The sequence below is a fragment of the Streptomyces flavochromogenes genome (assembly GCF_000717595.1).
Lineage (GTDB): Bacteria > Actinomycetota > Actinomycetes > Streptomycetales > Streptomycetaceae > Streptomyces > Streptomyces flavochromogenes.
Map to the genome: position 1 here is coordinate 242,790 of NZ_JNZO01000004.1, position 13,134 is coordinate 255,923.

At 71.5% G+C, this 13,134-nt stretch carries 14 protein-coding genes; 5 read left to right on the forward strand and 9 right to left on the reverse strand.

The genetic code is table 11. The annotated features are described in order from the left end of the window. Positions 1–37: 37 nt before the first annotated feature. From IF00_RS0106200 to IF00_RS0106210, 3 genes are all read left to right on the forward strand, one after another. The gene (locus IF00_RS0106200) at positions 38–691 is read left to right on the forward strand and encodes a class I SAM-dependent DNA methyltransferase (protein WP_030315076.1); all 654 of its coding nucleotides are present in this window, start codon (positions 38–40) and stop codon (positions 689–691) included. 64 nt (positions 692–755) lie between these two features. Further along, positions 756–1,142, forward strand: coding sequence for a hypothetical protein (locus tag IF00_RS0106205; RefSeq protein WP_030315078.1), 387 nt, complete (start codon positions 756–758; stop codon positions 1,140–1,142). Positions 1,143–1,195: 53 nt separating this feature from the next. Further along, on the forward strand, positions 1,196–1,417 hold the full coding sequence (locus IF00_RS0106210) for a hypothetical protein (RefSeq protein WP_030315079.1): 222 nt from the start codon (positions 1,196–1,198) through the stop codon (positions 1,415–1,417). Positions 1,418–1,531: 114 nt separating this feature from the next. On the opposite strand, the gene IF00_RS0106215 is transcribed toward IF00_RS0106210, so the two are convergent. The 4 genes from IF00_RS0106215 to IF00_RS0106230 all read right to left on the reverse strand — a co-directional run bounded on the left by IF00_RS0106215 (position 1,532) and on the right by IF00_RS0106230 (position 4,899). Continuing rightward, entirely contained in the window at positions 1,532–2,347 is an 816-nt protein-coding gene (locus IF00_RS0106215) for an alpha/beta fold hydrolase (protein ID WP_051819888.1), read from the reverse strand. A gap of 142 nt (positions 2,348–2,489) precedes the next feature. After that, positions 2,490–3,530: a vWA domain-containing protein gene (locus IF00_RS0106220; protein ID WP_030315081.1), complete on the reverse strand. Its 1,041-nt coding sequence runs from the start codon at positions 3,528–3,530 to the stop codon at positions 2,490–2,492. A 199-nt stretch (positions 3,531–3,729) separates the two neighbouring features. Beyond that, a complete protein-coding gene (locus IF00_RS0106225) occupies positions 3,730–4,257 on the reverse strand; it encodes an NUDIX hydrolase family protein (RefSeq protein ID WP_030315085.1) in 528 nt (175 codons plus the stop codon). Positions 4,258–4,455: 198 nt separating this feature from the next. Then, a complete protein-coding gene (locus tag IF00_RS0106230) occupies positions 4,456–4,899 on the reverse strand; it encodes a MarR family winged helix-turn-helix transcriptional regulator (RefSeq protein ID WP_030315086.1) in 444 nt (147 codons plus the stop codon). Positions 4,900–5,042: 143 nt separating this feature from the next. Between IF00_RS0106230 and IF00_RS0106235 the strand changes: the two genes are divergently transcribed. Further along, the gene (locus IF00_RS0106235; protein ID WP_030315089.1) at positions 5,043–5,876 is read left to right on the forward strand and encodes an SDR family NAD(P)-dependent oxidoreductase; all 834 of its coding nucleotides are present in this window, start codon (positions 5,043–5,045) and stop codon (positions 5,874–5,876) included. A 68-nt stretch (positions 5,877–5,944) separates the two neighbouring features. Here the strand turns inward: IF00_RS0106235 and IF00_RS0106240 are convergent, their stop codons facing one another. The 3 genes from IF00_RS0106240 to IF00_RS0106250 form a co-directional block, all read right to left on the reverse strand. Next, positions 5,945–6,736 (reverse strand): class I SAM-dependent methyltransferase, encoded by a 792-nt coding sequence (locus tag IF00_RS0106240; RefSeq protein WP_063740633.1) that lies wholly within the window; start codon positions 6,734–6,736, stop codon positions 5,945–5,947. After that, the gene (locus tag IF00_RS0106245; RefSeq protein ID WP_030315093.1) at positions 6,724–8,211 is read right to left on the reverse strand and encodes an NUDIX domain-containing protein; all 1,488 of its coding nucleotides are present in this window, start codon (positions 8,209–8,211) and stop codon (positions 6,724–6,726) included. Before IF00_RS0106245 ends, IF00_RS0106240 begins: the two co-directional genes overlap by 13 nt. Positions 8,212–8,353: 142 nt before the next feature. Beyond that, on the reverse strand, positions 8,354–10,372 hold the full coding sequence (locus IF00_RS0106250; RefSeq protein WP_078944564.1) for an ABC transporter ATP-binding protein: 2,019 nt from the start codon (positions 10,370–10,372) through the stop codon (positions 8,354–8,356). Between the two features lie 470 nt (positions 10,373–10,842). Between IF00_RS0106250 and IF00_RS0106255 the strand changes: the two genes are divergently transcribed. Then, a complete protein-coding gene (locus IF00_RS0106255; protein WP_030315097.1) occupies positions 10,843–11,184 on the forward strand; it encodes a DUF5713 family protein in 342 nt (113 codons plus the stop codon). 9 nt (positions 11,185–11,193) lie between these two features. Here the strand turns inward: IF00_RS0106255 and IF00_RS0106260 are convergent, their stop codons facing one another. Beyond that, positions 11,194–12,690, reverse strand: a complete 1,497-nt coding sequence (locus tag IF00_RS0106260) for a multicopper oxidase family protein (RefSeq protein ID WP_030315099.1) — start codon at positions 12,688–12,690, stop codon at positions 11,194–11,196. Beyond that, positions 12,687–13,115 (reverse strand): hypothetical protein, encoded by a 429-nt coding sequence (locus tag IF00_RS0106265; RefSeq protein WP_051819891.1) that lies wholly within the window; start codon positions 13,113–13,115, stop codon positions 12,687–12,689. Before IF00_RS0106265 ends, IF00_RS0106260 begins: the two co-directional genes overlap by 4 nt. Positions 13,116–13,134 lie beyond the last annotated feature (19 nt).

Sequence of the window (13,134 nt, forward strand, 5' to 3'; positions counted from 1 at the left end):
CTCGGCGTACGCCCCAGTCTCCGGCTACGGTCTCCGGGTGACCGAACCCCACACCTTGGGCGCGACCCGCGACGCCTACGACGCCATCGCGACCGTCTACGCGCAGACGTTCCAGGACTCCCTGCGGGACCGCCCTCTGGAGCGCGCCCTGCTGGGCGCCTTCGCGGAACTGGTGCGGACGAACGGTGACGGCCCCGGCGAGGTCGCGGACCTCGGCTGCGGGCCGGGCTACGTCACCGCACACCTGCACGGACTGGGCCTGAAGGCGTTCGGCGTCGACGCCTCGCCGGTGATGGTCGAGCTCGCGCACGCGTCCCACCCCGGGCTGCGGTTCGAGGTCGGCTCGATGGCCGCCCTCGACATCGAGGACGGCGCCCTGGGCGGCGTACTCTCGCGGTGGTCCGTCATCCACACCCCGCCGCAGGACGTCCCGGCCGTCGTGGCCGAGTTCGCCCGGGTCCTGGCACCCGGCGGGCACCTCTTGATCGCCTTCCCCGCCACGGACGGCCCGCACGTCGAGACGCAGAGCTACGACCACGCTGTGGTGACGGCCTACCGCTGGCACCCCGACCGTCTTGCCGCACTCCTGCGCGACCACGGACTGGCCGAGGTGGGCCGCACGACGATCGAGCCACTGCCCACGGACCGACGGCAGTTCCAGGAGGTCCAGCTCCTCGCCCGCAAGGCGTGACCCGACGAGCCGCACGATCCCCGGAAGACGCTCCGGGACGGACCCGGGCGAGCGGTCCCAGGGTGTGCTGCGACTCGATGAGCCCCTGTTCGCGTGGGGCCCGGCCGTCGCCGAGCACCCGCGTGATCTGTCGGGCCCTCAGATCGAGAGGGGCCTCGGCGGGCTTGGCGAAGCCGTGGCGGGCGCGGGCCTCGGCGGGGGTCAGGACTTCTCCCGCGGCGGGGCGGAATCCCGAGCTTCATGGGGGCGACCACCGCCACCCTGGACGGGACTGCCGCGCCGGCAGGAGCGGCTCGATTCCGGGGCCGAGGTGCGCGAGCGCGAACCAGGCCTTCATGACGGGCACGATGAGCACGTCGAGGGCGCGCGACTGCCGGAACCGGCCAGCTCGCGCATCCAGCGCGGCATGGTGGCAGCGGTGGCGATCCGCATCGCCCGCGCCACGACCTGACCGGCCACGGTGCTCCGTGCCGCCCCCGGCACCTGGCGGTCACACCGGGGGACATGCCCGCGGGCGTCCGTGACCGCGTCGAGGCGGACCGGGAGCGGTTGCGCCGCCGGGTCGCCGACTGGATCACCGCCTTCCTCGCCGGCCGGGGCCGCTCCGAGCTCGACCCTCAGGTCCTTGCCCACGCCTTCGTCGCCTGCGCCGGGCAATGCGGCCGCACCGCGCTCACCGAACCGCGGCGGTTCGACCCGGAACACGTGCCCGGCAGGTGGAGCTGATGTTCCCCGCGCTCCGGCCCGCCGGATGATCCGCGGCAGCCCTGTCCTTCGTCGTCGTCGATCCGGCGGCCGCGCACGCGCGCTCAGCCGGATGGACCGCGTACAGGAGGCTGGTCAGGCCAGATGTCCGAGCAGCAGTTCGACGAGCCGCTCGGGACTGCGGAGCGGCAGGTAGTGGTCGGCCTCCGGGACGGCCACGCCATGGGCGTCGGGTATGTCGGCGACGAGTCGTTCGGCGATGGCCGCGATCTCCGGGTGGTCCTGTTCGCCGTGGACGACCAGGACGGGGACGGCGATCTCGCGCAGGCGTGACTCCGCGTCACGGTCCGGGAAGTGGGCGAAGAACGGTTCACCGGCGATGCGGCGTTCGGCGTTGTCCGCCACCATCGTCTCGATGAGCGCTCCGCCGGCGGCCGAACGGCCCAGCGAAGCCCACACCGAAAGCTCCAGCGCGGCCAGGGCTGCCGCGTCCCGCTGTCGGCGGGCGGTGGCGTAGGCCGAGGACTGCGGGTCCTCGGGCCAGTCGTGTCCGCTGACCGACGCACCGACGAGTGCCAGCGCTCTGACCCGCCCGGGGTGGGCGAGCGCGAAGTCCAGCACCGTCTCCCCGCCCATGCTCAGCCCGACCAGCGCGGCACGGTCCAGGCCGAAGTGGTCGAGTACGGCGCACAGGTCCTCGACATCGTCGAAGGGGTGCTCCGGCAGGCTGGAGCGCCCCAGACCGCGGGCGTCGTAGCGGATGACGTCGTGGTGGCGGGCCAGGGCCGGAACCACCGCGTCCCACAGGCGGGCGTCCATTCCCGCGCCGTGCAGCAGGACGACCGGGCTGCCGCTGCCACTGCGTTCGGCCCGCAGCCGGCCACCGCCAGGGGCAGGAACATCGACGTCGAGCGTGCCGAGCGGGTCCGGGCCGCCGGTGTTCGATCTCATGAAGTGATCATCGCAGAGTGCGCGATCGGACCGGATCCCGAACTGATCGGCGGTCTGCCGTACGGCTGTTCCCCACTGTCCCCCGGTGGGGGCCGGGCCCGGAAAGGGCCAGGGGATCCGAATCCGGTCCCCTGGCAAGGCGTCAGTGCATCAGCAGCAGCCGGGTGTTCGGTACGAGTTTCCGGTTCACGCTGGTGCTCTGCACGAAGATCGTGAAGTCGTCGTTGTGATCAGGCTTGACGCGCACCTCGACGTCCGGCAGACCCAGCAGCGACCGGGCCTCGGGCCCCGTGTACACCCGGTCCGTCTTCTTCTCCAGCACCGCGATCTGCTTCCGCGCCTGGATCTTCTCCGACTTGCTCAGCTGGTAGAACGCGCCACCGGTTCGGTAGGTGTGCCCGCTTTCGACGACCCAGTCCCTGATCGCCGCGTCGCGCGCCACCGCGATCAGGTCGTACTCCGACGGATCCACGGGGGACAGGCCCGCCGCTTCGACGGTGTCCCTGTTCACGGCCTCCGCCCCCACGGAGAACACGGCCCGCGATCCCCGGATGCCCTTGCTGCGCCCCACCATGAACTTCTCGGTGGCCTCCTGGATGACCTGCCCGGCCTCCTCGAGCCCCTGCGTGCTCGTGGCGTCCCAGATGGCGATGTTGTCCTTGGGGAAGCCGCCCTGCATGGCCTCGTGCCTGCCCATCTGGTCCGGTACGAGGACGGCCAGCGTCCAGTTGTCCTCCTGCGTCCGGATCATCTCCGCCACGGCCTTCACCAGTTCACGCGGATCCTTGGACGGAGCGTCCGGGCAGCGATGGCTCGCGTTCTCCTGGCCGTCGGTCAGGACGAACGTCAGGAAGCTGTGGTCGCCGTACAGTTGCGCCGTCTGCGCGAGCTCCCGCTGAGATTTCAGCGCGGCGGCCAGCAGAGCCGTCATCCCGCCCACCCGGTACAGCTGCTTCAGCGAAGGCATCCGCAGCACGTCCTTGTCGTAGATGACGCACTCCACCTTGTCGGCGAAGACGTACACCGTGACGCGGGTCTCCTGGTCCAGGTCCTTCGATCGGCGGGCCAGGTACGCGATCTGCTGGTCGGCGACCTCGATGACCTTGCGGCTCAGGTGCGACATGGACGAACTGGCGTCCAGCACCAGGGCGACGTGGTTGATGTAGTTCTGGCTTCGGGTCATGACAGCTCCCCCTCGTTCCGACTCGATGCACCTACCGTCTCACCCACCACTGACAATCGAACGTGCCTTCGAGGTGGGGGGCCTGGCGCGTGCGGGTGGTCTGAGGCGGTGTCACTTCCGGTGCGGGGAGGGGGCGCGCGGTGCTGCTGCCTGTTCCCGGGCGGCAGCACCGTGGCGTCCTACGTCGTCGAACCGGCTCTCAGTACGCGTGCCCCACGTGTGCGATGGCCTGCTTCAGCAGTGCCCCGCGGCCGTCCGGCATCTCGTTCTGCACGGCGGGGGAGGCCGCTTCCTGCGGGCTGAACCAGACGAGGTCCAGTGCGTCCTGCCGTGGGCGGCAGTCGCCGCTCACCGGGACGATGTACGCCAGCGAGACCGCGTGCTGGCGTGGGTCGTGGTACGGCGTGATGCCGGCCGTGGGGAAGTACTCGGCGACGGTGAAGGGCTGCAGTGAAGGAGGGACGCGTGGCAGGGCCACGGGGCCGAGGTCTTTCTCCAGGTGGCGTAGGAGTGCGTCGCGGACTCGCTCGTGGTGCATGACCCGGCCGGAGACCAGGGTGCGGCTGATGGTTCCGTCCGCGCCGATCCGCAGGAGCAGGCCGATGCTGGTGACTTCGCCGCTGTCGTCCACACGCACGGGTACGGCCTCGACGTACAGGATCGGCATCTGGGTCCGAGCCGTGTTCAGCTCGTCCGTGCTCAGCCAGCCGGGCGTGGTCTCTGTCATGTCGGACATCGCTTGATCATACTTTCCCGACCGGGCCTCGGCCTAGGTCGCGTGTCTGCCAGGCGGGTGGGAGTGCACGCGGCCCCGTGAGGCGTCGATGCCCGCGCCGATGCGCTCGGGGGCGGGCGGCGCTGTGCGCCGTTCTCGGTCGAGGGGTGGCGGCATGGTCCCCCGGTCGGTCCGCCGCGGCTCGGGAGCCTACGGGGTGGCGTCGGCCGGCCACGGTTCGTCGGCGATCAGCGCCAGCAGCCGGCCGAGCGTCTCGCGCTGGTCCCGGTCGAGCGCACCGAGCGGGTCGGTGGCGAACGGCATGGCCGTACGCAGCTCGGCGATCGCCCGATGGCCCGCTTCGGTGGCGGCGACCAGCTTGACCCGGCGGTCCGTGGCCCCCGACCTCCGTTCGGCCAAGCCGCGTTCCTCCAGCCGGTCGACCAGTGCCGTGAGGTTGGACGGTTCGGCGTGCAGCCGCTCGGCGAGCGCCCTCATCGGCACCGGGTCGGCGCTGTACAGCAGGGCTTTGGCCTGGAGCGGGGTCAGGTCCTGCGCGGTGGCGGCGGCCTCTGCCTCGCGCGCGTACCGGCGGTTGACGACGGCGAACAGGCCGACCACCCGCGCGTCGAGCTCGTCTGCGGGAGAGGTCATGCCGTCCACTGTAGCCAGGTGCTTGACAGTAGCAAATATCGGAGCTCATAGTTATGAAGCATTGTAGTTATGGCTCATAAGTAATTGCCGAGTGCCGCTGAGGACACCGGGCGCCACTCGACACCACCCCAGAAGGGTTCTCCATGTCCGACAAGGTCGTTCTGATCACCGGCACCTCCTCCGGCATCGGCCTTGCCGCAGCCGTCGCCGCCGCCCGAGCCGGCTTCACCACGGTCGCCACGCTGCGCGACCCGGCCCGAGCCGGAGCATTGCGGAAGGCGGCCGAGACGGCCGGGGTCGAGCTGGACATCCGCCGCCTGGACGTCACCGACGCCGCCTCGGTCGAGGAGTGCGTCGCCGGAGTGATCGCCGACCACGGCCGGCTGGACGCCGTGGTCAACAACGCGGGCGCGGGCCACGTCGGCACCATCGAGAACGAGTCGGTGGACGCGGTTCGCGCGGTGATGGAGGTCAACTTCTTCGGCGTCGTCACCGTCACCAAGGCCGTCATGCCGCACCTGCGTGCGACCGGAGGGCGGCTGCTCACCGTCACCAGCGTCGGCGGTGTGATCGGACAGCCGTTCAACGAGGCCTACTGCGCTGCGAAGTTCGCGGCCGAGGGCTTCATGGAGAGCCTGGCCCCGGTCGCCGCCACGGTCGGTGTCACGGTCGCGGTGATCGAACCCGGCGCGGTGGCCAGTGAGTTCGTCGCGAACGTGGGCATCGAGGAGAGCGCGGCGGCCGAGGCCGGCGTCTACGGTCCGGCGCTGGCGAACTACCTCGACCGCACCCGGGGCGCCTTCGCCGCCGCCCAGACGTCGGAAGCGGTGGGGGAGGCGATCACCGGGGCGCTCACCACCGGCCGACCTGCCTTCCGGATTCAGACGTCGGACGCGGCCCGCACCTTCGTCGGCGCGAAGCTGGCGGACCTGGACGGCTCACTGGTCCAGACGGCCACCTCGGCCTGGGTGGCCTGAGCAACGGCCCGGGCATGGCGGACCGGTACGGGTGCGGGCCGACGCGCGGGCGGGCGGACCCGGCCCCGTCATGGAGTCCTCCGTCGTTCCGTCCCACGGCGGGCCAACGTGTGGACGAGACGACCGAGCTGCCGGTACGGGTCCCGCGTAGAGGCGGCCCACTCCGTCTGCAGCGCCTGCGCGTACTCCTCGGGGCCAGGGGCCCAGTCCACGTGGTGATCGTGGAAGATGCGCACACCCTGCCAGGGGAGCGGAGCAAACCCGTGCCCGGTCGTGAGCTCGTCGAGTGCCTCGGCCGTATCCCCACGCGTCTCGAGGCCGAGATTCCCCACGCTCGCCGCCGCACCGTGCTCGATGAGGTCACGCGCCTCCCGGTACTCGCCGCGCAGGGCCTCACGGAAGCCGATCGCAGCCCGGTTCTTGGTCAGGATGCTCAGCACCCCGCCACGGGCTACCAGCCCCGCGAGGCGGGCGATCGCGCCGGCCGCGTCGTCCAGGTACATCAGCACCCCGTGACAGCACACGGCGTCGAATCGCTCCCGTCCGAAGGGAAGGCCGTCGATGCCTGCTTCGAGGAGCCGGATCCGCGGGGCGAGGTCGGGCCGGGCGCCCACGCGGCGGGCCGCTGCCCCCAGCATCTCCGCGGACGGGTCGACGCCCGTCACACGGTGTCCGGCCGCCGCGAGCCGAAGCGTCATCTCACCGTCCCCGCAGCCGACGTCAAGGACCCGTGCGTGGGCGGTGGGCAGTTCGGCGAGGAGCCGGCGGGCGACGAGGTCGTGACGCAGGCGGCCCCGGGCGCTGACGGAGTGGGCGGAGTACGCGGAGCCCACGGTGGCGAAGTCGGTCAACGCGTCCACCCCGTTTCCGTATAGGTCCGGCCGGCCCGGACTCCTTCGATCGCCGCGCGCGTGTAGGGGACGATCGGCTCGGGCAGGTCCTTGGGATTCCACCATTGCCACGCAAGGCACTTGTCCGGCTCCCGCAGCTCGGGGTCGCCCTCCCAGCGGCGTGCCCGGAAGAAGAGCTGGATCCTCGGTGGCCGCCCTGCGGCTCCCTCCCCGGGCCGGTCGGCCAGATGCACGGTGTGGACCAGTTCGAGGTCTTCGCGGTCGATTACGAGACCCGCCTCTTCGTACGCCTCCCGGACCAGGCACGCGGTCGCCGACTCCGCCTCGCAATGACCCGCGAGCGCGTGCCACGACCCGCCCGCGTACGCCGAGTCCGGGTGGCGTCGGCCCAGCAGGACCTGGCCGTCGCGCTCCAGGTAGAGGTGGACGCCGACGATGTGCGGGACGGTGCCGGACGGCGCCGCCAGGGCGTCCGTCCCGGGGCTCGCCGTGAGGCGCGGAGCGGGCACGGAGTGCTCGGCCGCGTGCCGTTGGAGGAGTTCCCTGGTCGACGCCGCCATCGTCAGGAACGGGAGTCTGCCCGGATCCAGCCAGGCGAGCATCACGCCTTCGGTCAGCCGCAGGGCGGACGGGTCGCCGGCCCAGCGGCCGGTGAAGACCTGGATCGGCACGATCATGCCTTCCGTCCCGATGGCGTGCTCGACCGCGTACGGCCTCAAGTCGGCGATCTCCAGGCCTGCTTCTTCCCGGAGTTCGCGGCGGACCGTGTCCAGCAGGGTGGCATCCTGAGGCTCCCGCCCGCCCCCGAGCAGCGACCAGGCTCCCGGCTGCCAGATCTCGGGCTTGTTGGCGTCGCGCAGGTGCACCAGGTAGTGGCCCCGTCCGTCGTGCACGACCGCGCTGGCGTTCACCGGCGCGATCGCGCCGTCCAACCCTGAGCGTGCCAGTGTGGCGCGCAGTGCGGGTGAGTGGACCTCACCGAAGGACAGCCATACGGCTTCGGTGACTTCCTCGGTCTGAAGGACGGGTGCGGGTGCGTCGTCGGCGAGGGTGAAGACGAAGCACACGTCGTAGTGCCGGTGGGCGGGTTCGGCCTTGGACGGACGGGCGTCGATGGCGTGGACGCCGATGTCGATGGGGCGGTCGCGGAACTCGGGTGTCAGCGCGAGAGAGGAGGCGGGGAGTCCCGTCTCCTCCTCCACTTCCCGCAGCGCGGCCGCGAGCAGCGACGTGTCGGAGGCCTCGATGTGGCCCCCGGGGGGAAGGAGGAGCCCGGAGGCGTTGTGCCGTACGTGGAGGACGCGCCGGGCGCGGTCGATGACGACCGCGCTGCAGGTGATGTGCCCGGGCAGCGTGGAGCGGCTGGTGGGATCCGCGTCGGCGTCCAGGGAGTTCAGCAGTCCGGACAGGGCCGGTCGCTCATCGGGGTGCTCGGCCAGATAGGCGGTGATCGGATGACGTACGTGGGAGAGGGAAGGCGGCATGTCGGACCTCACGTAGAACCTGTGGCAAGGACAGAAGCGGGGGTGGCCGGAAGGCCCATGCTCGTGCTGCGGGCGCGCGCTCTGGACGGGTCGCTCACGCGACACCCGGGCGGGCGGCCCTTCGCCGTCACGGCGACGCGCGTCATGACGTGGCCTCCCCGCCGCTCGCCTGGGCGCCCGGAGCGCCCGGCGTCGCCGTGGACCGCACGGGCTGCGCCGGAACGGCCGGCTGTACGAACTGGCGGGCCTGCAGCTCGTACGCCTCTCTGAACGCCCCGGTTCCGGTGGCCGGGTCCATCAGCTCGGCGAAGGTGCCCTGCTCGGCGACCCGGCCCTCGTCGAGCACGTAGATCAGGTCGGCCTGGCGGGCGCTGGCCAGGCGGTGGGTGATCAGCACGGTGGTCTGCCCTTTGTCGGCCAGCTGGTGGATCTGGTCGAAGACCCGCTGCTCGGCGGCCGCGTCCAGGGCGCTGGTGGGCTCATCGACGATCAGTACGGCGCCGTCGCGGTGCCGGGCCCGGGCGAGGCCGAACTTCTGCCACTGGCCGCCGGAGATCTCCTGCCCGCCCTTGTAGCCGCGGGAGAGGAGGGAGTCCCAGCGACGCGGGAGTCCCGTGACGACCTGGTCGGCCCCCGAGTACGCGGCGGCCGGCTCGACGGCCGTGTCGTCCATCGAACCGGACGTGCGCCCGATGCCGATGTTGACGCGGGCGGTGAACGGCCACCGGAAGAAGTCCTGGGCGACCATCGCCACGCGCGCGAAGACCTGTGCCCGGTCGGCCTCCGCCGTGCTCACCCCGCCCCACAGGACTCGTCCGCTGTCGGGGAGCCGGGCGCCGCTGAGCAGGCTGATCAGCGTCGACTTGCCGGCGCCGTTGCTCCCGACGAGGGCGACGGTCCTGCCGCGGGGGATGACCAGGTCGACCTCGGACAGAGACGGCTTGTCCTTGCCGGGATAGGTGAAGGTGACCCGCTCGAAGCGAATCTCGTCCACCTCCTCGGGCAGGTCGCGCCCGCCGTCGGGGATGGCGCGCCGGACGGCCTCCGTGCACAGGGTCTCCAGATCGGCGACGAACAGCGCCTCCTCCTGCACGTCCGTGACACGGAGGACGAGGTCGGTGATGCTGGCCGAGCCGGTGCGGATCGCCAGTACCGCCGTGCCGGCCACCGCGAGGTCCATGCGTCCGTTCCACAGCAGCAGTCCGAGGACTCCGTAGGTGGCGACGGTCGCGAGCCCGCGGGCCGAGTCCGCCAGCACATGCGTGCGCGCGCCGGTCCACGCGAGCCGGGTCTGCTCACGCTCGCTCGTCAGCGCCATCTCCCGGAAGTGCGTGAGGAGGAAGGGAGCCACGTCGTGGACTCGGATCTCGGCCGCGGCCTGCGGGTTGATCAGGAGCTGGCTGATCAGTTTGGCGGCCCGGACGTGCTGGACGAAGCGGTGCCAGCTGACGTACCGATGCCTGGCCATGGTGAGCGAGCCCCACGCGCTGGGGAGCGCCATGAACGCCAGCAGCGGCAGGAGCGTCCAGTGCAGCACCGCGAGAACGCCGGCGGCGGCGATCAGGGAGATCGCGGAGGTGACCACGGCGGTGCAGTAGCCGACCATCCGCCGGGCCGCGTCGGCGCCCCACTGTGCCGAGTCCATCAGCTTGTGGAAGGCGTCGTCCTCGATCGCCTCCAGCTCCACCTTCGCCACGAGCCCGAGATAGCGCTCGGTCGCCACCCTCTGGGCCTTCGGCTCCAGGATCCCGGTCGCGGCGGCCGAGGCCGACTTGCACGCCGAGCCGATCACCGCCAGCACGGCGACCAGGGCGACAGACGGCAGCGCGGCGCGGAGCCTTCCGGTGATGTCGCCGGACGCGAGCAGTTCGACCAGGAGGGAGTTGACCGCGATCAGGGAGACGGCCTGCGCGATTCCGCGGGCGATCTCGCAGACCGCGACCGTGACGAACGCCCGCTGGTCCGCCTCGCGCGCCAGCCGGATCGCGACCGCGACCTGCCGTGGCAGTGCGACGCCCATCTGACGCAGTCCGAGCTTCAGCCAGGCCCCGTCGTGGCTGCCCCAGCCGTAGTCGTAGGTGAGCTCGCCGCCGAACAGCAGCTGCTCGGAGGGTGAGGGCCCGTCCACCGACGACGGGGCGGTGGCGTGGTCGTCGGTCATCCCCACCACCTCGTACGCGGTCGTGCCGCCGCGGGGCGTGCGCCGGCGGCACGCCGGGGCCGTACCGCCGCGGTCCAGAGCCGGGCGGGCGCAGGCTCAGCGGCGGGTGGAAGGGCGGTCCGGGGATGAGGGCGGGGGTGCATGTCAGCCTCCGGGAAGGGGTGCGGTGAGGGGTTGCCAGGCTCAACGACGACCCCCGCCCTCTCGAACACATGACTTTTGGACGTGCTGTGAACCCCGACTCCAGGCGAATGTGCGTTCGTTCCGGGTACACCGACCCTTGCCGGGGCTGGCCCGGGCGCCGACGCGCCGGTGGCCGAAACGCCGATGCCGCCCTGAGCGCGGGCAGGGCGGCGTGGGACGAGGCGCACAGGGACCACCGGGGTGCCGGACGCGGTGCGTTGTCAGTGGTCCCGTTCAGGATGGGCCCGTCTTTCCTTCTTCATCCCCGCTCCCCAGACGGAGGCGTCATGCCCCTCACGAACCGGCAGATGACCGGACACGTGTTTCTCCGGCAGCTGTACGCGGACGCGTACTTCCCCGACCACGTCGTCGACAAGGGCAGGGCGATCCTGCTGCGGCTGTGCGAACGGATCGAGGCCGAGCGGCCGGCCGACCTGGCGGCCCTGTACGGGCTGACACAGGCCGCGACGGACGAGTTCAACCTCCTGGAGGCGGAGTTCGAGGCTGCGGGGAGCGAGATCGAGACGGTTGCGCGGGAGGTGATCGCTGAGGACTTCTGGTGTGTCGCGTCGGCCTACGGGTTCGCTGACGCGGACGTGGAGGAACTGATCGCCACGCGGGACTGGTGATCGGCCCGGTCAGTGGTGGCCCGAGTGGTGGGCGGCGGGCGGGTCGGGCCGCCCGCCCGCTTCCACGACCATGAACCGGCCCATCATTCCCCGGTCTTCGTGGTACAGCATGTGGCAGTGGTACATGTACGGGCTGCCCGGATCCGCGTAGTCGGCGAAGCGCATGATGAGCCGCATCGAGGTGCCCGGGGGCAGCAGGACCGTGTCCTTCCATCCGGCCAGGTGCGCCGGTGGTGTGCGGCCGTCGACCGTGAGCACCTGGAACTGCACGTCGTGCACGTGGAAACTGTGGAGGGTGCCGTCGCCGCTGTGGACCTCCCATATCTCGGTGGTGTCCTTGCGGACGGTCAGGTCGATGCGGTCCGGCGACATGCGCCGCCCGTTGATCGTGTGCTCGGCGAGTTCGAACACCCGTCGGTCGTCGGCCGTGTGCGCCGGGATGCGCGGTACGTCCGCCAGCCGTGCGGGAAGACGCGCAGAGGACGCCAGGGTGGCGGCGGCCCGCAGCTGGAGTACGTCGAACCGGTCCTCGCCTCCGTCGCGTTGGACGAAACCCGCGCCGGTGTCGGGATCGGAGCTGCGCAGGACGGCGCGCTCGCCCGGTGTGAGGGTGACGACGATCTCGGCGCGTTCCCCCGGTGATAGCTGGACGTGGTCGGTGGTGTGGGGCGCGGGGAGCAGTCCGCCGTCGGTGGCGACCAGTTCGAAGGCGCGGTGGTCGGCGAGGTGGAACCGGAAGACGCGGGCGTTGGAGCCGTTGAGCAGGCGCAGGCGGACGCGTTGGCTACGGACGTCGAGATAGGGGCCGAGCGTGCCGTTGACGAGGATCCGGTCGCCGAGGAACCCCGTTGTCCCGGCCATCGGCTCGTCGGGATCGAGTACGCCGCCCGGCAGCCGGCGATCCTGCACGATCAGCGGGATGTCGTCGATGCCGTAGGCGTGGGGCAGCTCGTGCGGGGCCGCGTCGTCGTCGATCAGGAACATGCCGGCCACGCCCCGGTAGACGTGCTGCGCGGTGCGGCCGTGGGGATGCGGGTGGTACCAGAGGGTGGCGGCCTGCTGACGGACCGTCCAGAAGGGTGACCAGGTGGTGCCCGGCTCGATCATCTGGTGGGGTCCGCCGTCCATGGAGGGCGGGAGGTGCATTCCGTGCCAGTGGAGCGAGGTGGCTTCCGGCAGCCTGTTGTCGACGTTGATCCGTACTTTCTCGCCGCGCCTGGCGCGCAGGGTCGGACCGAGGTGACCGCCGTTGACTCCCCAGGTGGCGGAGGGGCGGCCGGGCGTGAACTCCGTACGGCCGGCGGCGATCGTGAGGTCGAAGACGCGTTGGCCCTGCCCGTCGACGCGGGAGGGGGCGAGGGGCGGGACGTCGAGCGGTCGGTCGAAGGACACCTTGCCCCAGGTGTCGACGCGATGCCCGGCCCAGGAGGCGGCGCCGCCCAGGACGGGCAGGGCGAGTGCGGATCCGCCGAGGACGCGGATCAGGGTGCGTCGGGGGATGCTCATGCCGCCGCCCCCTCGTTCTGCGGCGACGGCGACGGCGACGGTGGCTGTGTACGTATCCGCATCAGCGTCATGACGGACGCGCCGAACATGAGGACTCCGAGCGGTACGTGGAGCTCGCGGACATGCGCGAAGCCGAGTGCCGCCTGCGCGAACGTGAACAGCAGCAGGGGCAGGCCGTGCAGGACCGTACGTCCCCCGACGGCGCCCTTGCGCCAGGCCGCGACGGCGGCCAGGAGATGCAGCACCACTGCTGAGAGGACGGCCCCCGCCATCGCGCCGTGCGCCGTACGGCCGAGGGGGACGGAGGCCAGCAGCAGGCCTGCCGACACCGCCTGGGCGAGGAGAACCGCGGTCTGGGCGGCGGCGGTGGTCCGCAGGATCCGCACGGCGCGGGGCGGGCGTGGTGAAGCATGCTGTTCCGGCATGGGCTCACTTCGTGTTCTG

Bases quoted from the DNA above. Each gene is read 5' to 3' on its own strand.
- IF00_RS0106210 (WP_030315079.1), top strand. From the start codon at position 1,196: ATGCCCGCGGGCGTCCGTGACCGCGTCGAGGCGGACCGGGAGCGGTTG.
- IF00_RS0106215 (WP_051819888.1), bottom strand. From the start codon at position 2,347: ATGAGATCGAACACCGGCGGCCCGGACCCGCTCGGCACGCTCGACGTC.
- IF00_RS0106220 (WP_030315081.1), bottom strand. From the start codon at position 3,530: ATGACCCGAAGCCAGAACTACATCAACCACGTCGCCCTGGTGCTGGAC.
- IF00_RS0106225 (WP_030315085.1), bottom strand. From the start codon at position 4,257: ATGACAGAGACCACGCCCGGCTGGCTGAGCACGGACGAGCTGAACACG.
- IF00_RS0106230 (WP_030315086.1), bottom strand. From the start codon at position 4,899: ATGACCTCTCCCGCAGACGAGCTCGACGCGCGGGTGGTCGGCCTGTTC.
- IF00_RS0106235 (WP_030315089.1), top strand. From the start codon at position 5,043: ATGTCCGACAAGGTCGTTCTGATCACCGGCACCTCCTCCGGCATCGGC.
- IF00_RS0106245 (WP_030315093.1), bottom strand. From the start codon at position 8,211: ATGCCGCCTTCCCTCTCCCACGTACGTCATCCGATCACCGCCTATCTG.
- IF00_RS0106250 (WP_078944564.1), bottom strand. From the start codon at position 10,372: ATGACCGACGACCACGCCACCGCCCCGTCGTCGGTGGACGGGCCCTCA.
- IF00_RS0106255 (WP_030315097.1), top strand. From the start codon at position 10,843: ATGCCCCTCACGAACCGGCAGATGACCGGACACGTGTTTCTCCGGCAG.
- IF00_RS0106260 (WP_030315099.1), bottom strand. From the start codon at position 12,690: ATGAGCATCCCCCGACGCACCCTGATCCGCGTCCTCGGCGGATCCGCA.
- IF00_RS0106265 (WP_051819891.1), bottom strand. From the start codon at position 13,115: ATGCCGGAACAGCATGCTTCACCACGCCCGCCCCGCGCCGTGCGGATC.